At 65.3% G+C, this 25,617-nt stretch carries 27 protein-coding genes; 15 read left to right on the top strand and 12 right to left on the bottom strand.

Going from position 1 to position 25,617, the window contains the following annotated elements; genetic code table 11:
• Nucleotide 1: 1 nt before the first annotated feature.
• The 3 genes from ACNJYD_RS03635 to ACNJYD_RS03625 all read right to left on the bottom strand — a co-directional run bounded on the left by ACNJYD_RS03635 (nucleotide 2) and on the right by ACNJYD_RS03625 (nucleotide 2,120).
• Nucleotides 2-958 carry a tripartite tricarboxylate transporter substrate-binding protein gene (locus tag ACNJYD_RS03635; protein WP_212258845.1) on the bottom strand — a complete coding sequence of 319 codons (957 nt, stop codon included), beginning with the start codon at nucleotides 956-958 and terminating at the stop codon, nucleotides 2-4.
• Between the two features lie 124 nt (nucleotides 959-1,082).
• Nucleotides 1,083-1,454 (bottom strand): cupin domain-containing protein, encoded by a 372-nt coding sequence (locus tag ACNJYD_RS03630; RefSeq protein WP_172786589.1) that lies wholly within the window; start codon nucleotides 1,452-1,454, stop codon nucleotides 1,083-1,085.
• A 27-nt stretch (nucleotides 1,455-1,481) separates the two neighbouring features.
• Nucleotides 1,482-2,120, bottom strand: coding sequence for an RraA family protein (locus ACNJYD_RS03625; RefSeq protein ID WP_439365383.1), 639 nt, complete (start codon nucleotides 2,118-2,120; stop codon nucleotides 1,482-1,484).
• A gap of 294 nt (nucleotides 2,121-2,414) precedes the next feature.
• Between ACNJYD_RS03625 and ACNJYD_RS03620 the strand changes: the two genes are divergently transcribed.
• Entirely contained in the window at nucleotides 2,415-3,038 is a 624-nt protein-coding gene (locus ACNJYD_RS03620; RefSeq protein WP_172786587.1) for a hypothetical protein, read from the top strand.
• 242 nt (nucleotides 3,039-3,280) lie between these two features.
• Here ACNJYD_RS03620 and ACNJYD_RS03615 read toward each other — a convergent pair whose 3' ends face one another.
• A complete protein-coding gene (locus ACNJYD_RS03615) occupies nucleotides 3,281-3,484 on the bottom strand; it encodes a hypothetical protein (protein WP_439365382.1) in 204 nt (67 codons plus the stop codon).
• A gap of 16 nt (nucleotides 3,485-3,500) precedes the next feature.
• On the bottom strand, nucleotides 3,501-4,508 hold the full coding sequence (locus ACNJYD_RS03610) for a 2-dehydropantoate 2-reductase (protein WP_439365381.1): 1,008 nt from the start codon (nucleotides 4,506-4,508) through the stop codon (nucleotides 3,501-3,503).
• A gap of 161 nt (nucleotides 4,509-4,669) precedes the next feature.
• On the opposite strand from ACNJYD_RS03610, the gene ACNJYD_RS03605 reads away from it, so the two are divergent.
• Both ACNJYD_RS03605 and ACNJYD_RS03600 read left to right on the top strand, forming a co-directional pair.
• Nucleotides 4,670-5,239 (top strand): YidB family protein, encoded by a 570-nt coding sequence (locus ACNJYD_RS03605; RefSeq protein WP_439365380.1) that lies wholly within the window; start codon nucleotides 4,670-4,672, stop codon nucleotides 5,237-5,239.
• A gap of 42 nt (nucleotides 5,240-5,281) precedes the next feature.
• Nucleotides 5,282-5,554 (top strand): GlsB/YeaQ/YmgE family stress response membrane protein, encoded by a 273-nt coding sequence (locus ACNJYD_RS03600; RefSeq protein ID WP_172786583.1) that lies wholly within the window; start codon nucleotides 5,282-5,284, stop codon nucleotides 5,552-5,554.
• A gap of 128 nt (nucleotides 5,555-5,682) precedes the next feature.
• Here the strand turns inward: ACNJYD_RS03600 and ACNJYD_RS03595 are convergent, their stop codons facing one another.
• Entirely contained in the window at nucleotides 5,683-6,468 is a 786-nt protein-coding gene (locus ACNJYD_RS03595; RefSeq protein ID WP_439365379.1) for an SDR family NAD(P)-dependent oxidoreductase, read from the bottom strand.
• Nucleotides 6,469-6,714: 246 nt separating this feature from the next.
• Here ACNJYD_RS03595 and ACNJYD_RS03590 point away from each other — a divergent pair, with 246 nt between their 5' ends.
• Genes ACNJYD_RS03590 through ACNJYD_RS03580 form a run of 3 tightly spaced genes read left to right on the top strand, consistent with a single transcriptional unit; the run spans nucleotide 6,715 to nucleotide 9,785 of the window.
• Nucleotides 6,715-7,779 carry an acyl-CoA dehydrogenase family protein gene (locus tag ACNJYD_RS03590; protein WP_439365378.1) on the top strand — a complete coding sequence of 355 codons (1,065 nt, stop codon included), beginning with the start codon at nucleotides 6,715-6,717 and terminating at the stop codon, nucleotides 7,777-7,779.
• A gap of 15 nt (nucleotides 7,780-7,794) precedes the next feature.
• Nucleotides 7,795-8,955, top strand: coding sequence for an acyl-CoA dehydrogenase family protein (locus tag ACNJYD_RS03585; RefSeq protein ID WP_212258862.1), 1,161 nt, complete (start codon nucleotides 7,795-7,797; stop codon nucleotides 8,953-8,955).
• Between the two features lie 17 nt (nucleotides 8,956-8,972).
• Nucleotides 8,973-9,785 (top strand): enoyl-CoA hydratase/isomerase family protein, encoded by an 813-nt coding sequence (locus tag ACNJYD_RS03580; protein ID WP_212258864.1) that lies wholly within the window; start codon nucleotides 8,973-8,975, stop codon nucleotides 9,783-9,785.
• A 110-nt stretch (nucleotides 9,786-9,895) separates the two neighbouring features.
• Here the strand turns inward: ACNJYD_RS03580 and ACNJYD_RS03575 are convergent, their stop codons facing one another.
• The 3 genes from ACNJYD_RS03575 to ACNJYD_RS03565 form a co-directional block, all read right to left on the bottom strand.
• On the bottom strand, nucleotides 9,896-10,642 hold the full coding sequence (locus ACNJYD_RS03575; RefSeq protein WP_439365377.1) for a hypothetical protein: 747 nt from the start codon (nucleotides 10,640-10,642) through the stop codon (nucleotides 9,896-9,898).
• A gap of 2 nt (nucleotides 10,643-10,644) precedes the next feature.
• Nucleotides 10,645-11,433 (bottom strand): enoyl-CoA hydratase, encoded by a 789-nt coding sequence (locus ACNJYD_RS03570; RefSeq protein ID WP_439365376.1) that lies wholly within the window; start codon nucleotides 11,431-11,433, stop codon nucleotides 10,645-10,647.
• 150 nt (nucleotides 11,434-11,583) lie between these two features.
• The gene (locus ACNJYD_RS03565) at nucleotides 11,584-12,789 is read right to left on the bottom strand and encodes an ABC transporter substrate-binding protein (RefSeq protein WP_439365375.1); all 1,206 of its coding nucleotides are present in this window, start codon (nucleotides 12,787-12,789) and stop codon (nucleotides 11,584-11,586) included.
• A gap of 269 nt (nucleotides 12,790-13,058) precedes the next feature.
• Between ACNJYD_RS03565 and ACNJYD_RS03560 the strand changes: the two genes are divergently transcribed.
• Nucleotides 13,059-13,910: a thermonuclease family protein gene (locus tag ACNJYD_RS03560; protein ID WP_439365374.1), complete on the top strand. Its 852-nt coding sequence runs from the start codon at nucleotides 13,059-13,061 to the stop codon at nucleotides 13,908-13,910.
• Nucleotides 13,911-14,042: 132 nt separating this feature from the next.
• A complete protein-coding gene (locus ACNJYD_RS03555; RefSeq protein WP_246571735.1) occupies nucleotides 14,043-15,434 on the top strand; it encodes a M48 family metalloprotease in 1,392 nt (463 codons plus the stop codon).
• 7 nt (nucleotides 15,435-15,441) lie between these two features.
• On the opposite strand, the gene ACNJYD_RS03550 is transcribed toward ACNJYD_RS03555, so the two are convergent.
• Nucleotides 15,442-16,689, bottom strand: a complete 1,248-nt coding sequence (locus ACNJYD_RS03550) for an MFS transporter (RefSeq protein WP_439365373.1) — start codon at nucleotides 16,687-16,689, stop codon at nucleotides 15,442-15,444.
• A 142-nt stretch (nucleotides 16,690-16,831) separates the two neighbouring features.
• On the bottom strand, nucleotides 16,832-18,079 hold the full coding sequence (locus tag ACNJYD_RS03545; RefSeq protein ID WP_439365372.1) for an MFS transporter: 1,248 nt from the start codon (nucleotides 18,077-18,079) through the stop codon (nucleotides 16,832-16,834).
• Between the two features lie 185 nt (nucleotides 18,080-18,264).
• On the opposite strand from ACNJYD_RS03545, the gene ACNJYD_RS03540 reads away from it, so the two are divergent.
• Complete coding sequence (locus tag ACNJYD_RS03540; RefSeq protein ID WP_439365371.1) at nucleotides 18,265-20,334, top strand: prolyl oligopeptidase family serine peptidase; 2,070 nt, start codon at nucleotides 18,265-18,267, stop codon at nucleotides 20,332-20,334.
• A 181-nt stretch (nucleotides 20,335-20,515) separates the two neighbouring features.
• Here ACNJYD_RS03540 and ACNJYD_RS03535 read toward each other — a convergent pair whose 3' ends face one another.
• The gene (locus tag ACNJYD_RS03535; RefSeq protein ID WP_212258879.1) at nucleotides 20,516-21,187 is read right to left on the bottom strand and encodes a DUF938 domain-containing protein; all 672 of its coding nucleotides are present in this window, start codon (nucleotides 21,185-21,187) and stop codon (nucleotides 20,516-20,518) included.
• A 230-nt stretch (nucleotides 21,188-21,417) separates the two neighbouring features.
• Here ACNJYD_RS03535 and soxX point away from each other — a divergent pair, with 230 nt between their 5' ends.
• The 6 genes from soxX to soxB are packed head-to-tail and all read left to right on the top strand — an operon-like array spanning nucleotide 21,418 to nucleotide 25,581.
• Nucleotides 21,418-21,774, top strand: a complete 357-nt coding sequence (soxX, locus tag ACNJYD_RS03530) for a sulfur oxidation c-type cytochrome SoxX (RefSeq protein ID WP_212259002.1) — start codon at nucleotides 21,418-21,420, stop codon at nucleotides 21,772-21,774.
• A gap of 27 nt (nucleotides 21,775-21,801) precedes the next feature.
• A complete protein-coding gene (gene soxY / locus ACNJYD_RS03525) occupies nucleotides 21,802-22,287 on the top strand; it encodes a thiosulfate oxidation carrier protein SoxY (protein WP_439365370.1) in 486 nt (161 codons plus the stop codon).
• Between the two features lie 15 nt (nucleotides 22,288-22,302).
• The gene (gene soxZ / locus ACNJYD_RS03520) at nucleotides 22,303-22,614 is read left to right on the top strand and encodes a thiosulfate oxidation carrier complex protein SoxZ (protein WP_212258884.1); all 312 of its coding nucleotides are present in this window, start codon (nucleotides 22,303-22,305) and stop codon (nucleotides 22,612-22,614) included.
• Complete coding sequence (gene soxA / locus ACNJYD_RS03515; RefSeq protein ID WP_439365369.1) at nucleotides 22,614-23,477, top strand: sulfur oxidation c-type cytochrome SoxA; 864 nt, start codon at nucleotides 22,614-22,616, stop codon at nucleotides 23,475-23,477. The genes soxZ and soxA overlap by 1 nt, the downstream gene beginning before the upstream one ends.
• On the top strand, nucleotides 23,474-23,779 hold the full coding sequence (locus ACNJYD_RS03510) for a hypothetical protein (RefSeq protein WP_212258888.1): 306 nt from the start codon (nucleotides 23,474-23,476) through the stop codon (nucleotides 23,777-23,779). The genes soxA and ACNJYD_RS03510 overlap by 4 nt, the downstream gene beginning before the upstream one ends.
• A gap of 50 nt (nucleotides 23,780-23,829) precedes the next feature.
• On the top strand, nucleotides 23,830-25,581 hold the full coding sequence (soxB, locus tag ACNJYD_RS03505; RefSeq protein WP_260381744.1) for a thiosulfohydrolase SoxB: 1,752 nt from the start codon (nucleotides 23,830-23,832) through the stop codon (nucleotides 25,579-25,581).
• The last annotated feature ends 36 nt before the right edge of the window (nucleotides 25,582-25,617 follow it).

The raw sequence follows: 25,617 nt of genomic DNA, 5'->3' as shown, positions 1-25,617 counted from the left end.
CTCACGCCTTGATATTGTTGTCCTTCACGACCTTGCCCCAATAGGCGACCTGCTTGTCGAAGAAGGTCTTGAAGGTGGCGCCGTCCTGGAGCAGCAGCGTCATGTGCTGGGTGTCCTTGAGCTGGGCGGCGGTCGCGGGCTCGCTCAGGATCTCCTTGGATGCCGTCGCCATGGCCGCGACGACGTCGGCAGGCGTACCTGCCGGGGCGAAGATGCCCCACCATGCCAGCGTCTCGAAATCGGGGAAGCCGGCCTCGATCGCGGTGGGCGTGTCCGGCAAGGCCGGCAGCCGCTCGCGGCCGAGCTGCAGGATCGGGCGCAGCATGTTGGTCCCGAGCTGGGCCGCGACCAGCGCCGCCGATCCCGCGATGAGATCGACATGGCCGCCGAGCACGTCGTTCATGGCCGGCCCGCCGCCGCGATAGGGCACGTGCATGATCTCGACGCCGGCCTTGCTGCCGAGCACGGTCATGGCGAGATGGCCGAGCGTGCCGATGCCGACCGAGGCGTATTTCACCGCACCGGGGCTCGCCTTGCAGGCGGCGACCACGTCGGCAAAGCTCTTGTAGGGGCGTCCGGCGCCGGCCGCGATCACGTAGGGCGCGGTGCCGATCAGCAGCACCGGCATCAGCTCGCGCTCGACATCGACCGGCGGCTTGTCGAGGATCGACGGGATCACCGCATGGGAATCGAACGTCACCAGGAAGGTCGAGCCGTCGGCCGGGCTCTTGGCGACCTGCGCCGCGCCGAGCGCACCGGCCGCGCCCGATTTGTTCTCGACCACGACGATGCGACCCAGCTTGGTCTGCAGGTTCGTCTGCAGCAGCCGTGCCATCGCGTCGGTCGATCCGCCAGGCGGAAACGGCACCACCAGCGTTATCTTGCCGGCCTGCGCTGCTGCCGGTGCCATCGCGAGGATGGCCGGTGCGGCCAAGAGCGTGCGTCGTGTGATCGTCATGGTCCCCTCCCTTGTTGTTGCGCCCGGCTTTTTGCTCTGTGGCGCTCGAGCATGATCCGGAAAAGTGTGCAGCGGTTTTCCGAAAAGATCATGCTCAAGAAAATAGGCTAAAGCGCAAGGCGCTTTAGGTCGTGCCGAAGCCTGACCCTGCTTTTCTGTATTCTGGCCGAGGCGGACTGAAGATGTCCAGCACGCGGGCGCCGTCGGGACCGGCACGCATGGTGTGCGGCACGTTCCCTGGCGTGCGCCAGAAATCGCCCTTCTTGACCGGGATTTCCTCATCGCCCTGGACGCGGATGGCGGAGCCGTCGAGCAGCACGCCCCATTGCTCTTCGGGATGATGATGCAGCGTGCCTTGCGCATGCGGCGCCAGTGTCACCACCGACAGCATCGCTTGCTCGCCGGAGAAGATGCGCGTGGTCACGCCGGCGGCGAGCTCGCGGAAGAGGCCGTCGCTGGCGTCGTCGAGATTGTGGAATTCGTCCTTCTGGCTCACGTCATCCTCCCCTTTACACTCCGCAGCTCAGGCCTTGCCGTAAGCACCCTGGTAACGGCCCTCGCGGATCGCCTTCAGCGTCTCCTCCTCGCGCGCGACCTGGACGCGCACCGCTTCCAGCAGGGCGGCCGCGCCGGCCGCGGGAAACGAAACCACGCCGTCCTCGTCGCCGACGACGATGTCGCCGGGCGCGATCACGCTGCCGCCGATCGTCACCGGCACGTTGATCTCGCCGGGGCCGTTCTTGTACGGACCGCGATGGATCACCGCGCGGGCGTAGCAGGGAAAGTCGTCGGCCGCGAAGGCCGCGACGTCGCGGATCGCGCCGTCGATCACATAGCCTTCGGCTTTGCGCCATTGCGCGATGTTCTTCATGATCTCGCCGATCAGCGCGCGCGTCTCGTCGCCGCCGCCGTCGACCACGATGACGTCGCCGGGCCCGACCAGGTCGAGCGCGCGGTGGATGGCGAGATTGTCGCCGGGCCGGGTGCGCACGGTGAAGGCCGTTCCCACCAGCTTGCCGCCGCGATGATACGGCCTCAGCCCGACCGCGCCGGGCAGCCGGCCGAGGTTGTCCGAAATCACCGAGGTCGGCGCGTCCCTGAAACCTTTAATGATATCAGCCGGCGGCTTCGGCACGCTGCTCGCTGCGATGGTGATCGTCATATCAGTCCTTCCGTGTTTGTCTCATTCAGCATGCGCCCGCGCCTTCGAAAGGCCAGATCCGGAAGGCGCGCCACTTCGTCTTCCTGGCGTCGCCAGCCGGGAGTGAGGCGCTCGCAATACGAGTGTAACAGCCTGCCGGCGGGGCGCTGTGACTCCCGCGCCACGTCAAGCACAAAATGTCAGCATCCCAGCCCTGAATTTCCCGGGTTCCATGGGTGACAAGCCGGCCATAAAGAGGCAAAAATCTGGCTCGACTCAGTTCGGGTTGCGTCTTGCAAGGAATACCCTCTTAGAATGTCGGCCGTAGTTACATCGCATCGCGCGGCGCTGCTTCTCGTTGCCGCAGCAGGATTTATTCTGCTGACGCCGGGGCATGCCGAGGCGCAATGGTGGAAACGCGCACCTGTCGATTTCGAGGAATGCGCCGACGCCGCCGAGAAAGCCGCAACCAAGGCTGAGAAGACCGCGGCCCTTGCCGATTGCAACGCCAAGTTTGCCGGCCGCCGCAAGCTGGGCGGCGGCTATTCCTATTACGATTTCCTCCAGGATCGCACCTTCGACATCGCCGGCCCCAATCCGACGCCGGAGGAGCAGAAGAAGATCGACGAAGCCTATACCGCCTATCTCGCCAAGCAGCGCCGCAGCAACGAAGCGGCCCAGGCCACCGCGCGGCAGCAGCGCGAGCAGCAAGAGCAACAGGTGCAGCAGCTCCAGCAGGTCGCGCTGCGGACCGAAGTCGAGCGCGTGCCGGTGCCGGTCGAGCGGCCGAAGGTGCAGCAGGCCGCAGGCGCAAGGCCGAAGGCCGCGCCTTGCACCAAGAGCTCATTCTCCTGCGAATGGCCGCGTCTGTCGGAAAGCTTGAACGACCTGAAGAAGCTGTTCAACCCGACACCGAGCAAGCCCGCGAAGAAGGGCTGAAGCAGCAGCCGTCATTGCGAGATGGTCGTAGTGGGCAAAGGCGCAAAGCGCCGTGCCCACCGTCTGTTTATGATTGAGAGCGTCGGTGGGCACGCTTCGCTTTGCCCACCCTACGAGAGCTGAGTTCACGACAGGCGTCATTGCGAGCGCAGCGAAGCAATCCAGAGTCTCTGCACAGAAAGATACTGGATTGCTTCGCTGCGCTCGCAATGACGCGTGGATGGAGCTCCGGCTTGCAATCCTCAGTTCGGCTGCTTCTTCTTGCCGCGCTTCGAATGGACCACCGGCGCTGCGACCGTCGGCGAAGCACCCAACTGCGACCGGCTCTCCTGCAAACGCCTGTCATAGCCGGGGGAGTTCAAGACCGTCGGCGGCCTGGCGTAGGCGAGCGTCGACATGCCGCAGAGCGCGGCCAGCGCGAGGCCGATCATCAGACAACGCTTCATCACGCCCTCCTCGTCCTCAATTCACACCCCGGATCTGCTGCGGCGTCAGCCGCGGCGGACCGTTGCCGGCCGCCTCGGCTTCCTTGATCAGCGCAACAATGCGGCGCATCAGCGGCACGGCGACATGGTTCTGCTCGGCGAGCGCAATGACCGCGCCTTGCAGATAGTCGATCTCGGTCTTGCGGCCCTGCTTCAGATCCTGCCACATCGAGGAGCGCGCCTCGGGATCGATCTTCATGGTCCGCCCGAGGATCGCGCCGAAGATCGCATCGGGCAGCCGCAGCAAGGCCGGAGACCAGCTCGTCGGGATCGGCGTCGACGATACCGGCACGATGCCGGCGGCCTTCAGTGCGGCCAGCCCTTCCGCCATCTGGTCAGCGAACAATCTTCGCCAGTCACGGTTCGCCAATTGCGCGGCGAGCGGCATGTCGGACAGCGCGCTCAGCGCATTGTTGAGGTTGATGATCAGCTTGCCCCATTGCACGCCGGTGATGTCACGGCTCGCGCGCACACTGAGGCCGGAGACCGAGAGCGCCACGGCCGTGTTCACCGAATCCTCTCCGACGTGAATGTCGCCGGAGGTCGAGCGGTGGAAACGGCCATCGCCCATCGCGATCACGTTGAACGGCACCATGCCGGCGAGCACGGACCGGCCGCCGAGCCGCTCGCGCAGCACTGCGACATTGCCGATGCCGTTCTGGAGCGAGACGATGACGGCATCCTCAGGCGCATGCTGCGCGATCTGGTCGGCGACAGCGGCGGTGTCGGCGCTTTTCACCGTGACCAGCACGATGCCGGCGCTGTGCAAGATCGAAGGGTCTTCCAACAGCGCGAGCTGGCCGGCGCCGAGCTTCGTCTCGGAGCCGTCGAAATCGGTCAGAAGCAGGCCGAACCGCTCGATCTCGGTCTTCACCCGCGGCCGCACCAAGAGCGCGACGCGCCGGCCGGCGGCGGCCAGCTTGCCGCCGACGAAACAGCCGATGGCGCCGGCGCCAGCCACCACGATCGATCGATCCGCAACCACTGGGCTTACTCCCTGAATGACCGGCCTTCGATAGCAGAGGCGAGGCCGGCAACCAATCGCGGCGCATCCGACTTGTAACGGTCATGACTGCCCCATATGTTTTCGCCCCGGGGGCAGCCAGCGGCGAGCGCTCGCCGAACGAGACGCCAAAGGAGAGCACCATGGGTCTACTCGACGTCCTCAACGGCATGCAGAACGGCCCGCGCGGCCCCTCTACGCCGAGCTCAGAGAAATCCTCCGGCGGCATGTCGCCGATGACCATGGCGCTGCTCGGCCTGCTTGCCTGGAAGGCGTTCAAGCATTTCACGACCAGCCAGTCAGGCTCGGCGCCGCAACCGTCACCATCGCCAGCACCGCCGCCGGTGAACGCGGGTGCAGGCGGCGGCGGGCTAAGCGACATTCTCAAGGGCGGCCTCGGCGGCCTGCTCGCGGGCGGCGCGGCCGGCACCGTGCTCAGCGGCGGTCTCGGCGATCTCCTCAACCAGCTGCAGCAGGGCGGCCACGGCGATGCCGCGAATTCCTGGGTCGGCAAGGGCGAGAACAAGCCGATCGCGCCGGGCGATCTCGCCAGCGCACTCGGCGCCGACCAGATCGAGAGCCTGTCCGCCCAGAGCGGCCTGTCGCGCGAGGAACTGCTCAACGGCCTCAGCCAGTATCTGCCGCAAGTGGTCGACCATCTGACGCCGGATGGACGGCTACCGACCGAGAACGAGATCTCGGGCAGAATCTAGTCGGACCTCGATCGATACGCTTTCGGGAAGGGGAGCACAGTCATGAGCATGGGCGGCCTGTTGTGGATCATCGTCGTCGGCTTCATTGCCGGCCTCATCGCGCGCTGGCTGGCGCCGGGGCCGAACAATCCGAGCGGCTTCATCCTCACCACCATCCTCGGCATCGCCGGCGCGTTTCTAGCGACCTTCGTCGGCCAGGCCATCGGCCATTACAGCCCCGACCAGGGCGCCGGCTTCATCACAGCGACGATCGGCGCGGTGGTGGTGTTGTTCATCTGGCACCGGCTGGTGGCGAGTGGCGTGATAAAGGGGTAGCAACCTCAATCGGGAGGGGCGGCACACCGCCTCCACATCGTCATTGCGAGGAGCGCAGCGACGAAGCAATCCAGACTATTTCCGCGGAGGGACTTCTGGATTGCTTCGCTGCGCTCGCAATGACGAGTTCACGTCACCAAATGCATTCCCGCATCCATGCGCACGACCTCGCCGGTCATGTTGCTGGAGGCCGGCATCGCCAGGAAGCAGACGAGCTGGGCGATGTCCTCCGCGGATGATGCGACCTTCAGCGGCACCTTCGCCACGACGCTGTCGCGTACCTGCTTGGCCTGCGCCTCGCCGCGGCCCTTGGTGAACCAGGGCGTGTCGATATAGCCCGGACACACGGTGTTGACGCGGATCAGCGGCGCCAGGGCACGCGACAGCGACAGCGTCATGGTGTTGAGCGCGCCCTTGCTCGCGGCGTACGCAATCGACGAGCCGACGCCGCTGATGCCGGCGACCGACGACACATTCACCACCGCCGAGGGCCGCCCCGAAGCCTTCGCACCGGCCTCGAGCAGGCTGCGCGCCGCGCGCACCATCTGGAACGGGCCGATCGTGTTGACGCCGTAGACCCGCTGGAAATCTTCAGCTGACAAGCCGTCGAGATCGGCATGAGCCACATGCTTGGTGGTGCCCGCATTGTTGACGAGGATATCGAGCCGGTCCCAGCCGCTCGCCGCCGCGACGATCTTGCGGCAATCCTCATCCTTGGAGACGTCGCCCTGTGCGACCAGCACCTCAGCGGCGCCCGCCTTGCGGCAGGTCTCGGCCGTCGCCTCGGCTTCCTTCTGGCTCGACGAATAGTTGATGACGAGCCGCGCCCCGCTGCGGGCGAGAATTTCCGCGGTCGCTGCACCCAGCCCGGATGCGGACCCCGTCACGATTGCGCACAAGCCGTCTTTTGCCATCCGGATTTCCTTCCCCTGTATCTGGTGTGGCGTCCTGTTTAGCGAGTTTGCCGCGCCCTGCAAATCGAGCAAACTCCGCTAAGCGGAATTAGCATTTCCTGGAGCCTGGCCCCATGCCGGCGCCGCAGATGGACCTGCGATCAACGCTTGTCAGGGCCATGGCTTTTTCCGATCATCGGGCGCAAGAAGAGACTGCGCACTGGCCGATCAGACCGGACGCGCCAATGGCAAAATACGGGGAACGCTGTGGCGGAGAGTGACAATATCGTCGTCGAGACCGCGGAGAAAATCTTCGCCGATCTCGCCGATCCGCAGACCATCAACAACGACAAGACGAATGCGTGGCAGGCGCCGCTGTGGCAGGCGCTGAGCGAAGCCGGCCTGCCGCTGTCCTGGGTGGCTGATGATCTCGGCGGCTCGGGCGCGAGCCTCGCCGACGGCTTTGCGCTGATGGGCGCCGCCGGCCGTTTCGCGGTCGCGGTGCCGCTGGCCGAGACCATGCTGGCGGGATGGCTGCTGGCGCAGGCGAAGATCGCTTCGCCCGAGGGCGAGATGACGGTGCTGCCGGCCACGCCAAAGGACCGCATCAGCCTGGATGCCGACGGCGCGCTCTCCGGCCGTGCCCGCGGCGTGCCCTTTGCCAAGACGGCGAAGCATTTCGCGGTGCTGGCGCACGGCAAGGACGGTGTTTCCATTGCGCTGATCGACGCGGCCAAGGCGCGGATCGAGGCCGGACTCAATGTCGGCTACGACCACAGCGACACCGTCACCCTCGACAAGGTCCAGCCGATCACCATCAAGCCGGCGCCGAAGGGCTTTGAGCAGACTCATCTGATGCTGATGGGCGGCGTCGCGCGCAGCCTGCAAATCGCCGGCGCGCTGGAATCGATGCTCGACATTTCCGTGCGCTATTCCAACGAGCGCGTCGCCTTCGAGAAGAAGATCTCGAAATTCCAGGCGGTGCAGCACAATCTCGCCCGCCTCGCCGGCGAATCCGCTGCGTCCCTGGCGGCGGCGACGTCCGCCGCCGATGCCATCGCCAACGCAAAATCGTTCAACGACGAGATCTATCTCGAAGCCGCCTCCGCAAAAATCCGCTGCGCGGAAGCTGCCGAAAAAGGCGGCGGCATCGCGCATCAGGTCCATGGCGCGATCGGCTTCACCATGGAGCACATCCTGCACCGCTATTCGCTGCGGGCGCTGGCTTGGCGCGACGATTTCGGCTCGGAGAGCTACTGGGCGGTCGAGCTCGGCAAGCTCATCGCAAACCGCGGCGCCGACGAATTGTGGCCGCTCGTGGCATCGCGCTGATCGGAGAGAGAAGACATGACCGCTGCCCTGCGTTTCGATCCGATCCGCCTGCCCGAGAAATGCGAGCAATTGCGCAAGGAAGTCCGCGCCTTCCTCGCCGAGGAGATCGCCGCCGGCACCTTCGATCCGCACAAGCCCAACCGCGAAGACACCGACGCGCCGGAATTTTCCCGCCGGGTCGGCGCCAAGGGCTGGCTCGGCATGACCTGGCCGAAAAAGTATGGCGGCCAGGAACGCTCCTTCCTCGAGCGCTACGTGGTGACCGAGGAGATGCGCGTTGCCAACGCGCCGACGCGGCGCTTCTTCGTCGCCGACCGCCAGAGCGGGCCGGTGCTTTTGAAATACGCGCCCGAGCATATCAAGATGGAGATCCTGCCACGGATCTGCCGCGGCGAGATCTGCTTTGCCATCGGCATGAGCGAGCCGAATTCGGGCTCCGACCTGTTCGCGGCGAAGACGCGCGCGACCAGGACCGACGGCGGCTATCTGATCAACGGCACCAAGATCTGGACCTCGTCGGCGCATATCGCCGACTACATGATCGCGATCTTCCGGACCTCGCCGCCGACCAAGGAAAACCGCCGTCATGGCCTGACCCAGTTCCTGGTCAAGATGAAGCAGCCGGGCATCAAGGTGAACCCGATCGGCCAGATCACCGGCCAGTACGAGTTCAACGAGGTCGTCTTCACCGATCACTTCATCCCCGACGACCATGTGCTCGGCGAAGTCGACGGCGCCTGGAAGCAGGCGACGAGCGAGCTCGCCTATGAGCGGTCGGGCCCTGAGCGCTTCCTCGAAACATACTACGTGCTGACCGAGCTGGTCCGCGCGGTCGGCCCCAATCCGGACACGCGCAGCGCCGAGGGTATCGGCCGCCTGGTCGCGCAGCTCCACACCATGCGGCGCATGTCGGTCTCGGTGGCCGGCATGCTCGAAGCCGGCAAGGAGCCGGTGGTGGAGGCGTCCATCGTCAAGGACATCGGCACGGTCTGGGAGCAGCAGCTGCCGCATCGCGTGCGCGATCTCGCCGCCTTCGTCGAGGAGACCGCGACCAACCGCGAGACCCTGGAGCGGCAGCTCGACTTCGCGATCAAGACCGCGCCGAAACTCACCATCCAGGGCGGCACCACCGAAGTGCTGCGCGGCATCATCGCCCGCGGATTGGGTCTGCGCTAATTCAATCGAGGATCATCATGAGCACGTATAAAGATATCGGCGTCGAGAAGGTGGGGCATGTCGGCACTATCGAGATCCGCCGTCCGCCGCTCAACTTCTTCGACATCTCGCTGATCAACCAGATCGCGGACGCGCTCGACGAGTTCGACCGCGACATCGAGATCCGTGCGTCCGTGCTCTCCGCGCAAGGCAAGGCGTTCTGCGCCGGCGCCAATTTCGGCGATCCGGCGCGGCAGGCCCAGGAGGCGCGCGAAGCCGAGAAGAAGGGCGATCCCGCCGACAGTCTCGGCCCGATCAACCATCTCTACATCCAGGCCGTGCGCATCTTCCGCGCCAAGAAGCCGATCGTCGCCGCCGTGCAGGGCGCGGCCATCGGTGGCGGACTCGGGCTTGCAGTGTCGGCCGACTTCCGCGTCACCTGTCCCGAGGCGCGCTTCTCCGCCAATTTCACGAAGCTCGGCTTCCATCCCGGCTTCGGCCTGACCGTGACGCTGCCCGAACTCATCGGCAAGAACAACGCCGAGCTGATGTTCTACACCAGCCGCCGCGTCACCGGCGAGGAAGCCTACAGATGGGGCCTCGCCAACGAGCTGGTGCCGCAGGACCAGGTCAAGGCGGCGGCGATGAAGCTGGCCGGCGAGATCGCCGAATGCTCTCCGCTCGGCCTGCTCTCCACCCGCGCCACGATGCGCAATGGCCTCGCCGACCGCGTGATGGCTGCGACCAATCACGAGCTCGCCGAGCAGACAAGATTGCGCGCGACGGAGGACTTCAAGGAAGGGGTGAAGGCGACTGAAGAACGCCGCGCGGCGAATTTCAAGGGGCGGTAAGCCGGAGCAGTAGCGTGGGCAAAGGCGCAAAGCGCCGTGCCCACCATCGCTTCATTTGTGTGGTGGAATTGGTGGGCACGCTTCGCTTTGCCCACCTACGCATGAGTCGCTCAACTCACGCGGAACGTCACTCCGCCCAGCAGAAACTCATTGCCTGCGACCGCGAGCCCCTTCGCCTTGGCGGTATGCAGCACCTGCGCCACGTCTGTCACCCGAAACTCCAGCGCGCTCATGATCTCGCTGGCGCCCTTGACGAAGCGAAAGGTCGCGTTGGGCAGCTTCAGTTCGGTGCCTTCAGGCGCAACGCCGATGATCCTGCCCCAATGCTCGGCCAGCCCTTGCGGATCCGGGCTCTGCATCTCCACCGCCGTCAGCGCCTCAGTCACATCCTTGCGGATGAACTTTTGCCAGTCCGGTCCGGCCGGAGGATACGGCCCGAGGATATCGTCGCTGCCATCGGTGTGATTGAACTCGATGAAGGCGGCGCGGCAGTCGCGGGGGTGGAGCTGCACGCCGTGATAGGGCGCGTGGTCGATGACGTTGGCGGTGCGCACGCCGTGCGCGTTGGCGTTGCGGCCGCGCTCGTCCGGATCCTCGCAGCAGAAGATCGCCATGTAGCCGCCGCGGCCGCCGGTCTTCTCGATGAAGCGGCCGGCCGTGGTGCCGTCCTTGAACGGCGCGACCACCTCCAGCAGAATCGTGTCGACCGGCAGCAGCGCATTCTCCAGGCCGTATTTGGCGACATTGCCGTCGCGATAGCAGACGGCGAGGCCCATGATCCGGCCGATATCCGTGATGACGGGCTCGAGCTGCGGCGCGACCAGGCAGATCTGACGCAGCCGGATATAGGGCGCCATGGTCATGCGCCCCTGAAGCTCGGCTTGCGCTTCTCGACGAAGGCCTTGGCGGCCTCCTTGTGGTCCTCGGTGTCTCCGCAGCGGGTGTGATGGATCGCCTCGCCGTCGAAGCAATCCTCCAGCGCCAGGTGCTCGGCATTGTTGATGTTGCGCTTGATGAAGCCGAGCGCGATCGACGGGCCCTGCGCCAGCGACAGTGCGAGCTCGTGCGCGGCGGCGTCGATCTCGGCGTCGGGCACGACCTTCGTCACCATGCCGATCGCGTGCGCTTCCCTCGCCGTGAGCACCGGCGACATCAGATAGAGCTCGCGCGCCCGCGCGCTGCCGAGCAACTGGGTCAGGAAGTAGGTGCCGCCGTAGTCGCCGGAGAAGCCGACCTTGGCAAAGGCCGTCGTGATCTTGCAGGATTCGGAGGCGATCCGCAGGTCACAGGACAGCGCCATCGACAGGCCGGCGCCGGCCGCCGCGCCATCGAGCTGCGCCACCACGGGCTTCGGCATCTGATGCAGGATGCGCGAAACCTCCATGCCGCGGCGCAAGTTTGCGAGCTTCTGCTCGAACGGCAGCGGTGCGCGCCCCTGCGCCATCGATTTGACGTCGCCGCCGACGCAGAACGAGCCGCCGGCGCCCTTGAACAGCACCGCCCGCACCTCGGGATCATCCGCCGCGCGCCGCGCCGCCTCAACCAGCCCGGCGACCATCTCGGGGTTGAGCGCATTCTTCCGCTCCGGGCGATTCATGGTGATGGTGAGCAGCCCGCCTTCGAGCTTTTGCAGGACCATGTCGTTCATGCGGACGTCTCCTTGTTATTGTCTAGCCGACCTATCACCAGATCGTCATTGCGAGCGAAGCGAAGCAATCCAGGAATGTTTCCGCAGATGCAGTCTGGATTGCTTCGTCGCAAGAGCTCCTCGCAATGACGGCGTGAAGAAGTCACGCCGTCACTTCTTCACCAGCGGGCAGCGCGACTGCTCCAGCGACTGGAATGCCTCGTTGCCGGGGACGGTGGCGAGCAGCTTGTAATCGTCCCAGCGGCCCTTGGACTCCGACGGCTTCTTCACCTCGAACAGGTACATGTCGTGGACCATGCGGCCGTCCTCGCGGATCTTGCCATCCTTGGCGAAGAAGTCGTTGATCGGCGTCTCCTTCATCAGTTTGATCACCGCCGCGGCGTCGGTGGTGCCGGCCGCCTTCACGGCTTTCAGGTAATGCGTGACGGAGGAATAGACGCCGGCCTGCGCCGAGGTCGGCACCCGCTTGGTGCGCTCCATGAAGCGCTTCGAGAAGGCACGCGTGTCGTCGTTGAGATCCCAGTAGAACGCTTCCGCGAGCAGCAGACCTTGCGCGGTCTCGAGCCCGATCGAGTCGATATCGGTGACGAAGGCGAGCAGCGGCGAGACCTTCTGGCCGCCCTTGGTGATGCCGAACTCCGCCGCCTGCTTGATGGCGTTGATGGTGTCGCCGCCGGCATTCGCGAGCCCGATCACCTTGGCCTTGGAGGCCTGGGCCTGGAGCAGGAAGGACGAGAAATCCGACGTGTTGAGCGGATGGCGGACGGCACCGAGCACCTTGCCGCCGGTCTTGGTCACGACGGCGCTGGTGTCCTTCTCCAGATCCTGGCCGAAGGCGTAGTCGGCGGTGAGGAAGAACCAGCTGTCGAGACCCGACTTCACCGCCGCAAGACCGGTCACATTGGCCTGGCCGTAGGTGTCGAACACGTAGTGGATGGTGTAGGGGCCGCAGGCCTCGTTGGTGAGACGGATCGAGCCCGGCCCGTTGAACATGACGATCTTGTTGCGCGCTTTCGCGATCTCGCCGGCGGCAAGCGCGGTCGCGGAGGCCGCGACGTCGTAGATCATCTCGACGCCCTGGTTGTCGAGCATGTCGCGAGCGATGTTGGCGGAGAGATCGGCCTTGTTGAGATGATCGGCCGCCAGCACCTGGATCTTGCGTCCCAGCACCTCGCCGCCGAAATCCTCGACCGCCATCTTCGCCGCAGTCTCGCTGCCGGGGCCGGTGATGTCCGCATAAAGGCTCGACATGTCGAGAATGCCGCCGATCTTCAGCGGCGGCTTGTCCTGGGCCTGTGCGGCGCTCGCATTGAGGGCAAACGCGGCGGCAAAAATGCCGGACAAAATACTCTTCATCGAAAACGACCTCCCTTATCGCGCCGTGCTCTGATGGCGGCTTGGTTATTGCTCTTCTATTCGCTGTTGCCGCAATCATGCCGCATGCGCAAGAGCGCAGCAAGCGGAGGGGCGAGGCGAATGCGTGATTGCCGCGCGTGTTTTCCGCAAAGCGGAATGGTGAGGTACGACGAAATGTTTCCGCGTCGTCAGTGCGAGCGCAGCGAAGCAATCCAGAAATGCATCCGCGGAAACAGTCTGGATTGCTTCGTCGCGAAGAGCTCCTCGCAATGACGGAGTATGGCGAAACCTCTTCGCACCCAACCACGCTTGAGGTATGGTTGCCGCGCAGCGCAACCTCTCCGGGTCACGTGACGCAACGGCTTCGCCTCATCGTCCTCTTTCTTCTCGTTGCGGCTAACACCGCCTTCGCCGCACCCTGCCAGTTCGAGTCCCAGGGCGAAGGCCGCGTTGCAGCCATTGTCGATGCGCGCAGCATGCGTCTCGACGACGGCCGCGAGATCCGCCTCAGCGGCATCGCGCCGACCGCGACCACGAAGCAGGCGCTGACCTCGCTGCTCGCCGGCCGCGACGTGATGCTGCGGAGCGCTGACGACACGCCCGATCGCTACGGCCGCCAGAGCGCACTGGTCTTCATCGGCGAAAGCGACATCTCGGTGCAGGCCATGCTGCTCGCCCGGGGCGAGGCCGTGGTCTCCGCCGAGATCGTAGACAAAGACTGCGCGGCCGCCCTGATGGCGTCCGAAGCCGCAGCGCGGCGTCAAAAAATGGGCAGCTGGGCTGACCCGTCGGCCATAAAAAACGCGGAAAGTCCGGACGATATTTTGGCGGAGATCGGGCGCTTTGCGGTAATCGAGGGCAAAGTCCTGTCAGTCCGGCAAGCTGGGGCAACGACCTACCTCAACTTCGGACGGAACTGGACACGTGGCTTTGCCGTGACTATTTCAAAGCGCACGCTAGCGGCGTTCGAAAACGCCGGCATGGCCCTTAAGTCCCTGGAAAATCGGCGTATTCGCGTTCGGGGCTGGGTTGAGGGGACGACGGGGCCGCGTATCGATGTGCGTCTCTTGGGACAGGTTGAATTGCTGGGCGCAAACGAGCCTACTGGGGTAAGGCCTTAAACGGCCGGGCACGGGTTAATCGACGTGAATGGGGTGCTAGAACGGCACGGACTGGGTGATTGCCGCCGCCTGCGGGCTGCGCCGGCCGCGCTTTGCCTTGTGCTGGGCGGGCTTCTCGCCGGCTGCGGCGATATGGGCCGGTTCCAGACTGCGGCGACCCCGACGGCCGTCGCGATGCCGAAGCCAAAGCCCGCCGTCGCACAAACCCCGGCCACCGAAAAGGAGCACGAGCGCATCCTGGCGAGCTATGGCGGGACCTATGACGATCCCAAGCTCGAGGCGCTCGTCAGCAAGACCGTCGACCGGCTGGTCGCGGCCTCCGACCGGCCCGACCAGGGCTACAAGGTCACGATCCTCAATTCCGGCGCGGTGAACGCCTTTGCGCTGCCGAACGGCCAGCTCTACGTCACGCGCGGCCTGCTTGCGCTCGCCAGCGACACCTCCGAATTGTCCTCCGTGCTCAGCCACGAGATGGCGCATGTGCTGTCCAAGCACGCCGCAATGCGCGAGGACCAGGCGCGCCAGGCCGCGATCGTCACCCGCGTCGTCACCGACATGAGCAACGATCCCGACCTCACCGCGCTGGCGCTGGCCAAGACCAAGCTCACCATGGCGAGCTTCTCGCGCAAGCAGGAGTTCGAGGCCGACGGCATCGGCGTCGGCATCTCCGCCAAGGCGCATTTCGACCCATACGGCGCCGCGCGCTTCCTGTCCGCGATGGAGCGCAATGCCGAGCTGAAGGCCGGCAAGAGCTCGCTCGATCCACGCGCGCAGGATTTCACCTCGTCGCATCCGGCAACGCCGGAACGCGTGCAGAACGCGCAGAACATTGCCCGCCAATACACGGCGCCTGAAGGCGCCGAGCGCGATCGCGAGAGCTATCTCGCCGCGATCGACAACCTCGTCTACGGCGAAGACCCCAGCGAAGGCTTTGTCCGCGGTCGGCGTTTCCTGCATCCGAAGCTCGGCTTCACCTTCCAGGCGCCGGACAATTTCACGCTCGACAACACCGCACAGGCCGTGATCGGCGTGCGCGAGGGCGGCGCGCAGGCGATGCGCTTCGACGTCGTGCGCGTGCCTGGGGAGCAGTCGCTCGGCGACTACCTCAACTCCGGCTGGATGGAAGGCGTCGAGAAGGCCTCGACCGAGGACCTCACCATCAACGGTTTTCCGGCGGCGTCCGCCACCGCCAAGGGCGACCAGTGGCAGTTCAAGGTCTATGCGCTGCGCTTCGGCAGCGACGTCTATCGCTTCATCTTCGCGGCACGGCAGAAATCGACCGAGAGCGAGCGCAACGCGCGCGAGACCGTCAACTCGTTCCGCCGCCTGACGCTGGAGGAAATCCAGGCCGCGCGCCCGCTGCGCATCAAGGTCATCACGGTGCAACCCGGCGACACCGTGGAATCGCTCTCGCACCGCATGGCCGGCGTCGACCATCCCGCCGAGCGCTTCCGCGTGCTGAACGGCCTCGATCGCACCGCGCAGGTCAAGGTGCGCGATCGCGTCAAGATCGTGGCGGACTAACGCCTCGCTAAGCGCGCGTCGTCCCGGAGAAACGCGGCTTCCCGCGCACTATGATCAGCGCCGCCGCCATCACCTCCAGCGCGATGCAGAGATAGAACGGCAGCGTATAGCCGCCTGAGAGATCGCGCAGGAAACCGACGACGCCGGGGCCGAACGCATAGGTCACCTGGTTGATCGCGGTATTGAGGCTGATCAGCACGCCGAAGGCGGCGGAGTCGAACTCCTGCTGCACGATGAGCGAGGGCAGCGTGATGAGGTTGCCGACCGAAAAGCCGAACACGGCGCAGGCCGCGATCAGTACATAGTCGTTGTGCAGGTTGATGACGGCGAGAAGCGCGGCGGCCTGGCTGAGGAACGACAGCGCGGACGCGAGACGCTGATTGAGGCGGTCGATCACCAGCGAGAACAGCACGCGACCGACCACCGCCATCGCGGTCAGCACCGCGACGGCCACGGCGGCACGCTCGCGCCCGACCACGGGATCGAGGAACGAGATCAGATGCACGATGAAGCCGACCTGGGCGAACAGCACGAGGGCAAAGGCGATCGTCACCGTGAGGAAGCCGACGTCGCGCAGCGCCCAGGCGCGGATCTCCGTCGATGATTGCGGTCTTGCCTTCGCCGTCGCGTGCCAGCCGTGGCGATCGGGCGGGCGGCCGACGAGAAGGAGGATGACCGGCACGAGCAGCACCAGCATGGCGCCGGCGGCGGCGTACATCGCACCGGCAAAGCCGACATGGCCGATCAAGGCCACCAGCAGCGGCACGCCGGCGATGCCGCCGAAGCTGGCGCCGTTGAGTGCGAGACTGATCGCCATGCCGCGCCTCTCGTCGAACCACAGGCTGATCGTGTTGGTGATCATGGCGAGACTGGTGCCGGCCCAGCCGAAGGCGAGCACGGCATCGGCGAGATAGAGCTGCCAGGGCTCGCGCACCGCGCCGATCGCGACTGCGGCCGCCGCCATCGCCAGCGTGCCGGCCAGCAGGCTGAGGCGCGGACCGTATTTCCGCACGGCCTCGCCGACGAAGACGACGAGCAGCGCGCCGAACAGGTAGAAGAACGTGGTGCCGGAGGAGATCAGCGAGGCCGGCCAGCCCCGCGCCCGCTGCAGCTCGGCGACATAGACGCTCTGGCCGTAGAAGCCGAGCCCCCAGCCGAAGGTCGCGAGCAGGAAGCAGACCGCGACGATGCGCCAGCCTTCGTAACGGAGCGAGGATTCGTCGATTGGCGGAATGTGGCGGGGATTGTCGAGCATTTGCGCTGGTCCTTCGTTCCCCCCGCGAGCGCTTGGGCTGAACGCTCGCCTGTTGATGACGAGCATCATGTAACAACGCGGCTCTCGAAAATCACTTCGACCTGGATCGAAGTGTCAACGCTGCTGACAACCTCTTGCCAAACTAGACCGCGTCGGGGAACTCGCCCATGGCTGCCTCCAGCCGCGCCTGGCGGCGCCTCGCCCAGGAGACCAGCGAGAGCACGGCAAGACCCAGCAGCACCGGCGGGAACACCACGAGGTTCACCGCGGACCAGCCGAAATTGGCGAGCAGCTGGCCCGACGAGAACGAGCCGATCGCCATCATGCCGAACACCAGGAAATCGTTGAAGGCCTGCACCTTGTTGCGCTCCTGCGGGCGATGCGTCTCCAGCACCAGCGCGGAGGCGCCGATGAAGGCGAAATTCCAGCCCACGCCGAGCACGATCAGCGTGGCCCAGAAGTGCATCGCCGTGAGCCCGGAGAGACCGATGGTGGCGGCGCCTGCTTCCAGCAGCAGGCCGGCAGCCACGATCTTCGGCGCCCCGAAGCGCGCGATCAGCGCACCCGTGAAGAAGCTCGGCCCATACATCGCGACGATGTGCCATTGAATGCCGAAATTGGAATCGGAGACGCTGAGGCCGCACATCTTCATGGCGAGCGGCGCCGAGGTCATCACCAGGTTCATCATGGGATAGGCGATGACGCCGCACAAAGCGGCCGCGATGAAGCGCGGCTGCGTCACGATGGTGAGCAGTGGCCGGCCGCCGTGCAGACCGGCCGGCGCGGGCTTCGGCATATCGACGCCGGCGACGATGCCCATGGCAACCAGCGCGACGGCCGTCTGCACCAGGAAGCTGAAGGCGAACAGATAAGGCTGCCAGACATCCATGGTCCACTGCACGAGCTGCGGACCGAGCACGCCCGCGAACACGCCGCCCGCCATCACCCAGGACACGGCCTTGGGTCGGTAGGCCGCACTGGCGCCGTCGGCAGCCGCAAAGCGATAGGATTGCGCCACCGCGCCGTAGAGGCCGCCGAGAAAGGTCGCCAGACAAAACAGCGCGAACGAGCCGTGCAGGATCGCGAACGAGCCGAGCAGGCCGGTGAGCGCGCCGAGGCCCGTGCCGATGACGAAGGCGGCACGGCGGCCGAAGCGGCGCGAGATCGCGCCGGTCGGCAGCGTGCCGGCAGCGAGCCCGACCACATACATCGAGATCGGCACGGTCGCGAACGACATGTCCGGCGCGAGCGTGGCACCGACGATCGCGCCGGTGGCGAAGATCACCGCCGAGTTGGCGCCGGTCAGCGCCTGCGCGGCGGCAAGGCGCACCACGTTGGCGCGCACGCGGGCATCGTCGGCGATCTCATTGGCTGCAGTCACGTCCAGCATCGGCATTTCCGCCCAAAGGGCTCTGTTGATTCGCGGCACTATGGAGGGGTGAGAGAGGGCCGGCAACCGGCGCAAACGGGCGCGGGCCATGCCCCTGACGCAATCGCTGCGATGATAGCGATGCGCGCCCTTGACGGCTTGCGCTCGATCAAATCCTATCCGCCGCGATCACTGGGAGTTACGTTATGTCCGTCGACGACAGGCCCACGCTTCAAGCTCCCGACGACGATCCCTGGCTGTGGCTGGAGGAGATCGAGGGCCGACAGGCGCTCGATTTCGTCGAGCGGCAGAACAGCCTGACGCTGCAGGCCTTCGGCGGAGCGGCCTTCGAACGCGGCCGCGACATACTCGCTGGCATCTACGATCGTCCCGACAACATTCCCTATGTCAGCCGGCGCGGCTCCGATCTGCACAATCTCTGGAAGGACGCCAGCAATCCCCGCGGCCTGTGGCGGCGGACCACGTTGGAAGAGTTTCGAAAGCCGCATCCGGCATGGGAAACCATACTTGATATTGATCAGCTTGCGGCGAGCGAAGGCGAGGACTGGCTGCTGAGCCAGATCACCACGATGCCCGGCAGTTCGCGCGCGATCCTCAGCCTGTCGCGCGGCGGCAGCGACGCCGTCACTTTGCGCGAGTTCGATCTCGACACGAGAAGCTTCGTTGCCGGCGGCTTCGCACTGCCGGAAGCCAAGGGCGGCGTCGACTGGCTCGATGCCGACACGCTGCTGCTTTCGAGCGCGCATGGCGAGGGCATGGCGACGACATCGGGCTATGCGCGCACCGTGCGGCTTTGGCGGCGCGGCCAAAGAGTCGAACAGGCTTCGGTGCTGTTCGAGGCCTCGGCGGACGAAATGGCGGCATATTGCTACGTCGATCGCATCACGACGAATCGAACGATATGGTTCGGCCGCATGCTGGATTTCTTCAACTTCAGCGTCTCGATCGGAGATCAGACCGGACCGCTCGCAAGGCTGGATCTGCCGACCGACATAGAATTGCAGGCCCATGGCGACTGGCTCGCGATCAAACCGCGCTCGAACTGGTCCGTGGCCGGACGGACGTACGAGGCGGACGCGGTGCTCGGCATCTCGCTCTCCGCATTCCTCAAAGGCGACCGCGAGTTCGCCATGCTGTTCGAGCCGGCGCCGCGTCGGGCGATCCAGGGCTTCTTCTGGGTGGCAGGCAGGCTGGTCCTTTCGATCCTCGACGAGTTGAGGCCGCGTTTCGAAATCTGCACGCCTTCCGCTGCGACATGGAGCCGCGAGACGCTTTCCGGCCTGCCGGGAATCGGCGTCGTCGACGTCTGGGCGCTCGATCGCCATGCCTCCGAGAGCAACGGCGCCCTGCTCGCCAATGTGCAGGATCCGCTGACGCCGCCCTCGTTGCTGCTGATCGAACGCGGCGTCGCAAGCCCGATCGTGCTGAAGCAGGCGCCGAAGACGTTCACCGCCGACGGGCTCATGGTGACGCAGCACGAGGCGATCTCCATTGACGGCGAGCGAATTCCCTATGTGCAGACCGGCCCCGCCGGCGAGACCGGCGATGCACCGGTCTATATGAGCGCCTATGGCGGCTTCGCGGTTTCGGTGAAGCCGTATTACAACGCGTCGCTCGGCAAGCTGTGGCTGGAGCGCGGCGGCACCACGGTGCAGGCGAATTTGCGCGGCGGCGGCGAGTTCGGCACGCGCTGGCACGATGCCGGACGCCTTGCCGGCAAGAGGCTCTCTCACGACGATTTCGCCGCCGTGGCCGCCGATCTCGTCCGCCGCGGTGTGACGAGCGCAAAGCGTATCGCCGCGCAGGGCGGCTCGAACGGCGGCATCCTCATCACCAACATGCTGGTGCGCTACCCCGAGCGTTTCGGCGCGCTGTTCTGCACCATCCCGCTGATCGACATGCGCCGCTACACAAAGCTGCTCGCGGGCGCGAGCTGGATCGCGGAATATGGCGATCCCGACAAGCCCGACGAATGGGAATGGCTGAAGACCTACTCGGCCTATCACAACGTGAAGGCCGGCCAGGCCTATCCGCCGATTCTGATCGCGACGACGCGGCGCGACGACCGCGTCCACCCCGGCCATGCCCGCAAGATGGCGGCCAAGCTGCAGGCCATGGGCTATGAGGCCTGGTTCTACGAGCCGGCCGCAGGCGGCCACGGCTACGGCAAGGACAACAAGGAGCGCGCGGGTTTCGAGGTGCTGGGCTATCGGTTCTTGAAGGAGAAGATCGGGTGGCGGGATGACGAAGACTGAGACGTCTTGACAAGGTGCTGGCCACGGACAGTTCTTGCCTCTCCCGCTTGCGGGAGAGGCCGACGCGCTCGAAGAGCGCGGCGGGTGAGGGCTTTCTCCCCTAGGGGAGTATCCCGTTGCGGAAGCACCCTCTCCCCGACCCTCTCCCGCAAGCGGGAGAGGGAGCGCACCTCCGGCGTAGCTACCGCGCAAACACCAACGTCAGATTGTTCGCGGGCATCTCGATCGTATCGACGAGACCGAGGCCTGCCGCCTTCGCCAGCTTCTCGACGTCGACGACGTCGCGCACGCCCCATTCGGGATTGCCTTCGCGCAAGGAGGTGTCGAACACCGCGTTGCTGAGCGCGGTGTGCTTGCCGTCGCGCTTGAACGGGCCATAGAGGAACAGCTTGCCGTCGCGGCGCAGATAACGGCCGGCGCCGGCGAACAGGCCTTCGGCCACGGCCCAGGGCGCGATGTGAATGACATTGGCGCAGAACACGGCCGCGAGGCTGGTCGGCCCCTGCCCGCTTTTCATTTCCGGGCACCAATCGGCATCGGTGAGGTCGATGCGCAGGGGTGGGCGGATGTTCGGCAGGCCCGCATGCACGCGCCAGGCTTCGATGCTCTTGAGGTGGCGCTGGTTGAGATCGCTCGGCCACCAGACCAGGCCGGGCGTGTGGCGGGCGAAATGCACCACGTGCTGCCCGGTTCCACTGCCGAGTTCCACGACGTTGCCGGTCGCATCCGCGAGGTGCTTTTCCAGGGCGGCCCAGATCGGTTCGTGATTGCGATGAAAGGCCGGCGCATCGAGCCGGCCATCCGGCTCGACCCGTCCGCCATCCCTGCCAAATTCGACGACATATTCAGCCAAGTGACGTCCCCAAAAATGCGTACCAAAAAAGAAGGCCAGAAGGCCAAAGGTCCGAGAATAATTTGCTAGTCCGCGCCCATCCGCATGAACGAACTATCTTGTCGGTTGCAATGCGGAGGATATTAACCCCATTTTGCCGCATGCATAGTCTTGATTGTCAGGCGATGTCCTTTGTGCTTTTGAACAATTCCGTAAATGAGATCATCGAGATAACGCTCCGGGACGATGCCTTGACCGCCTTTCCTCGCAAGCCCGCTTTGCTTGTTGCCCTGGCCCTCCTCGCCGGCATGGCCACGGCCCCGGCGGGGGCGCAATCCGCCGTGACGGTGGGCCAGAAGCTCGCCTTCGACCGCGGCAAGGGCAATTGCCTGACTTGCCATGTCATCAAAGGCGGCGACCTGCCGGGGACGATCGGACCGGAACTGAAGGACATCAAGTCAAAATACCCTGATCGCAACGAGCTCACCGCGATCATCTTCGACGAGACCAAGCGCAATCCGCAAACCATGATGCCGCCGTTCGGCCGGAACCGGATTTTGACCGAACAGGAAATCGACGCGATCGTTGATTTCCTGCAGACCCTGTAACCGCCGGCGGCCCCCAGGAGACTTAAGATGACCACGACCCCGAGGCCCCACCCGACGCGGCGCCTGATCCTTCAGGGCGTAGCCTCCGTGGCGCTGCTCGGCCTCGGCAATCTGCCGTTCGCGCCCGCGCGCGCCGCGGCGAACGACAAATATCCGGAAGAGGCCTTCAGGCAGAAGAGCGAAGCCGACGCGATCAAGGCGCTCTACGGCAAGACCGCCGAACCGTCGGACAAGGTCAAGCTGGATGCGCCGGAGATCGCCGAGAACGGCGGCGTCGTGCCGATCTCGGTGACGACGACGCTGGAGAAGGTCACCTCGATCTCGTTCTTCGTGGCGGAGAACCCGAGCGCGCTGGCCGCCAGCTACAGGATTCCCGACGGCACCATCCCTGCCGTCGCCAACCGGCTGAAGATGGCCAGGACCACCAAACTGACCGCGATCGTGGAGGCCGACGGCAAGCTCTACAGCGCGACCAAGGAGGTCAAGGTCACCGTCGGCGGTTGCGGCGGCTAAGCGAGGCAGATCGACATGGCATCCAGCATTCGCGTGCGCGCAACATCGAGCGGCGACATCACCGAGGTGCAGGCGCTGATCCAGCACCCCATGGACACCGGCCTCGTCAAGGATTCCAAGGGCGAGTTGATCCCGGCGCATTTCATTCAGCAGCTGAAGTTCGAATGTAACGGCAAGGACGTGTTCGTCGCCGATTGGGGCACCGCCGTTTCCAAGGATCCCTACGTCAAGTTCAGCTTCAGGGGCGCCAAGAAGGGCGACGAGCTCAAGATCTCCTGGACCGACAACAAGGGCGGCTCGGACACGACCACCGCGAAGATCGCGTGATGAGGACCCGCATCCACCTCCTGCTGGGCTCGCTCGGCGCCGCGCTCGTCGCGGTCGCCCTCGCTTCGCCCCGCGTGATCGCTGCCGACAAGGTGGATCCCGTTGCTGATGCCAAGGCGTTCCAGAACTTCTTCTTCCAGAAGTTTCCGAACGTGAAGCACGAGGATTTCGTCAACGGCCCGTATTCCATGAACGAGGACATGAAGCGGCAGTGGCAGGAGAAAGAGGAATTCCCGCCTTACGAGTTCGCGCTCGATGCCGGCAAGGAGATGTTCTCGACCCCGTTCAAGAACGGCAAGACCTATGCCGACTGCTTCCCGAACGGCGGCATCGCCATCCGCCAGAACTATCCGTACTTCGACAGCAAGGAAGGCAAGGTCATCACGCTGGAGCTCGCGCTCAACCGCTGCCGCGAGGCCAACGGCGAGGCGCCCTATTCCTACGTCAAGGACGAGATGGCCTCGCTCACCGCCTACATGGCCTACACCTCCCGCGGCAAGCTGATGGACATCAAGATTCCCGATGACCCTCGCGCGCTCGCGGCGTACGAGAACGGCAAGCGCTATTTCTACACCCGCCGCGGCCAGATGAACTTCTCCTGCGCGAGCTGCCATGTGCAGAGCCCGGGCGAGCGCATCCGCGCCGAGACCCTGGCCCCGGCGCTCGGCATCGTCAACGCGATGCCGATCTACCGCTCGGAATGGAGCGGCATGGGCACGACCAGCCGCCGCTTCGTCACCTGCAACAGCCAGACCCGCGCGGTTCCGCTGGAGCCGCAGGCGGATGAATATCGCGACGTCGAATATTTCCTGTCCTACGTCGCCAACGGCCTGCCGATCTCAGGGCCAGGAGCACGGCCATGAAGCGGTCACTTGCGCTCGCCATGCTGCTCGCCTTAAGCCTTGCGCCATCCGCGCGCGCGGCGAATGAGGCGGACTACAAGGCGGCCTATGCCGCCGCCGAAGCCGCCTCCAAGGAGGCGGCCGGCATGCGCAACCAGTGGACGGTGACCGTATCTGCGCTGGCGGCTGCGAAGAAGGCTGCCGACGGCGGCGATTTCGACCGTGCGGTGGCCGCGGCCAGGGAGGCCGAAGCGCTGGCGAAGGCGTCGATCTTCCAGGCTAGTTCCGAAAAAGAAGCCTGGAAGGCGATGGAAATCCGCTAGACTGCCGCGCGGTGAACGCAGTCCATACGAGAGGCGCGGAGAATTCTTGAATGGCGATCCGCCGCCGCGATTTCCTGAAAGGTGCGGGCCTTGCCGCGGCAACGATCGCCCTGCCGCGGCTGGCCCGCGGCGCTGAGGCTGCCAGCATCTACGACCTCGAACGGTTCGGCACTGCGCGAATCCTGCACATCACCGACACGCATGCGCAGCTCAATCCGGTCTATTTCCGCGAGCCCAGTGTCAATATCGGCATCGGCGAAATGGCGGGACGGCCGCCGCATCTGGTCGGCCGCGCCTTTCTCGAACGCTTCGGCATCCGGCCCGACAGCGCCGATGCCTATGCCTTCACCTGCTTCGAGTTCGAGAAGTCAGCAGGCCGCTTCGGCAAGCTCGGGGGCTTTGCCCATCTGAAGACGCTGGTCGATCGCTTGCGCGCCGATGTCGGCGAGCGGCGTTCGCTGCTCGTCGACGGCGGCGATCTCTGGCAGGGCACGGGGCTGGCCAACCTGATGCAGGGCCGCGACATGGTCGAGGTCGCCAATCTGCTCGGCATCGAGGCGATGACGGGGCATTGGGAATTCACCTATGGCGAGCAGGCGCTGCGCGACAATCTCGAGCGCTTCAAGGGCGAGTTCCTGGCGCAGAACGTGTTCCTGACCGAGGAGGCCGCGTTCAACGACGCCCCCGCCTTCGACAAGGCCACCGGACGCGTATTCAAGCCTTCTGTCATCAAGGAGCTCGGCGGGCATCGCGTCGCGATCGTCGGCCAGGCCTTTCCCTACACTCCGATCGCGCATCCCAAGAGGTTCACGCCGGACTGGAGCTTCGGCATCCGCGAGGAGGAGCTGCAGAAGCATGTCGATGCCTTGCGCGGCACCGACAAGGTCGATGCCGTCGTGCTGCTGTCGCACAACGGCATGGACGTGGACCTCAAGCTCGCAAGCCGGGTCACCGGCATCGACGTCATTCTCGGCGGCCACACCCATGATGCCGTACCGCAGCCTATGCCAGTGAAGAACGCAGGTGGCACGACGCTCGTCACCAATGCCGGCTCCAACGGGAAATTTCTGGGTGTGCTCGATCTCGCGCTCGACAGCGGCAAGGTCAGCGATGTCAGGTATCATCTGCTGCCGGTCTATTCGGAGCTGCTGAAGCCCGATCCGGCGATGGCCGAGCTGATCGGCCGGGTCCGTGCACCGCATGTGGCCGACTGGTCGGAGAAGATCGCGACACCCGACCGTCTGCTCTATCGCCGCGGCAATTTCTCCGGGCCCATGGACGAATTGATCTGCACCGCGCTGCGCACCGAGCTCGATGCCGAGATCGCGCTGTCGCCGGGCTTCCGCTGGGGCGTCACCGCACTGTCAGGCCAGGCGATGACCATGGAGGATCTGCTGGCGGAAACCGCGATCACCTATCCCGAAACCTATGTGCAGGAGATGACGGGGGCCCAGATCAAGGACCTGCTCGAGGACGTCTGCGACAACCTCTTCAATGCCGATCCCTACTACCAGCAGGGCGGCGACATGGTGCGCGCCGGCGGGCTCAGCTACACCTGCACGCCGGACGCTGCGATCGGCAGCCGCATCTCGGAGCTGAAGCTCGGTAGCGGCAAGGCGCTCAGCGCCAGCCACCGCTACAAGGTCGCGGGCTGGGCCTCGGTCAACGGCCAGCAGGGCGCGCCGGTATGGGACGTCGTCGGCAAATATCTGCGCTCGGGCCGGATGCTTCAGGAGCGACTGGGCTCCGGCGTGACGCTGAAGGGGGTCGAGGGCAATCCAGGCATTGCCGGATTGGGATGATGCCGTCGCCGCTCTCGCACCCGCAATAAGAATCTT

It is taken from the genome of Bradyrhizobium sp. SPXBL-02 (assembly GCF_051853065.1).
Lineage (GTDB): Bacteria > Pseudomonadota > Alphaproteobacteria > Rhizobiales > Xanthobacteraceae > Bradyrhizobium.
Note: the sequence above shows the minus strand (reverse complement) of the source record. Positions and strands in the feature narration are given on the sequence as shown.

Bases quoted from the DNA above. Each gene is read 5' to 3' on its own strand.
- ACNJYD_RS03635 (WP_212258845.1), bottom strand. From the start codon at position 958: ATGACGATCACACGACGCACGCTCTTGGCCGCACCGGCCATCCTCGCG.
- ACNJYD_RS03625 (WP_439365383.1), bottom strand. From the start codon at position 2,120: ATGACGATCACCATCGCAGCGAGCAGCGTGCCGAAGCCGCCGGCTGAT.
- ACNJYD_RS03620 (WP_172786587.1), top strand. From the start codon at position 2,415: ATGTCGGCCGTAGTTACATCGCATCGCGCGGCGCTGCTTCTCGTTGCC.
- ACNJYD_RS03615 (WP_439365382.1), bottom strand. From the start codon at position 3,484: ATGAAGCGTTGTCTGATGATCGGCCTCGCGCTGGCCGCGCTCTGCGGC.
- ACNJYD_RS03605 (WP_439365380.1), top strand. From the start codon at position 4,670: ATGGGTCTACTCGACGTCCTCAACGGCATGCAGAACGGCCCGCGCGGC.
- ACNJYD_RS03600 (WP_172786583.1), top strand. From the start codon at position 5,282: ATGAGCATGGGCGGCCTGTTGTGGATCATCGTCGTCGGCTTCATTGCC.
- ACNJYD_RS03595 (WP_439365379.1), bottom strand. From the start codon at position 6,468: ATGGCAAAAGACGGCTTGTGCGCAATCGTGACGGGGTCCGCATCCGGG.
- ACNJYD_RS03585 (WP_212258862.1), top strand. From the start codon at position 7,795: ATGACCGCTGCCCTGCGTTTCGATCCGATCCGCCTGCCCGAGAAATGC.
- ACNJYD_RS03580 (WP_212258864.1), top strand. From the start codon at position 8,973: ATGAGCACGTATAAAGATATCGGCGTCGAGAAGGTGGGGCATGTCGGC.
- ACNJYD_RS03575 (WP_439365377.1), bottom strand. From the start codon at position 10,642: ATGGCGCCCTATATCCGGCTGCGTCAGATCTGCCTGGTCGCGCCGCAG.
- ACNJYD_RS03570 (WP_439365376.1), bottom strand. From the start codon at position 11,433: ATGAACGACATGGTCCTGCAAAAGCTCGAAGGCGGGCTGCTCACCATC.
- ACNJYD_RS03565 (WP_439365375.1), bottom strand. From the start codon at position 12,789: ATGAAGAGTATTTTGTCCGGCATTTTTGCCGCCGCGTTTGCCCTCAAT.
- ACNJYD_RS03560 (WP_439365374.1), top strand. From the start codon at position 13,059: ATGACGGAGTATGGCGAAACCTCTTCGCACCCAACCACGCTTGAGGTA.
- ACNJYD_RS03555 (WP_246571735.1), top strand. From the start codon at position 14,043: ATGGGCCGGTTCCAGACTGCGGCGACCCCGACGGCCGTCGCGATGCCG.
- ACNJYD_RS03550 (WP_439365373.1), bottom strand. From the start codon at position 16,689: ATGCTCGACAATCCCCGCCACATTCCGCCAATCGACGAATCCTCGCTC.
- ACNJYD_RS03545 (WP_439365372.1), bottom strand. From the start codon at position 18,079: ATGCTGGACGTGACTGCAGCCAATGAGATCGCCGACGATGCCCGCGTG.
- ACNJYD_RS03540 (WP_439365371.1), top strand. From the start codon at position 18,265: ATGTCCGTCGACGACAGGCCCACGCTTCAAGCTCCCGACGACGATCCC.
- soxY (WP_439365370.1), top strand. From the start codon at position 21,802: ATGACCACGACCCCGAGGCCCCACCCGACGCGGCGCCTGATCCTTCAG.
- soxZ (WP_212258884.1), top strand. From the start codon at position 22,303: ATGGCATCCAGCATTCGCGTGCGCGCAACATCGAGCGGCGACATCACC.
- soxA (WP_439365369.1), top strand. From the start codon at position 22,614: ATGAGGACCCGCATCCACCTCCTGCTGGGCTCGCTCGGCGCCGCGCTC.
- ACNJYD_RS03510 (WP_212258888.1), top strand. From the start codon at position 23,474: ATGAAGCGGTCACTTGCGCTCGCCATGCTGCTCGCCTTAAGCCTTGCG.
- soxB (WP_260381744.1), top strand. From the start codon at position 23,830: ATGGCGATCCGCCGCCGCGATTTCCTGAAAGGTGCGGGCCTTGCCGCG.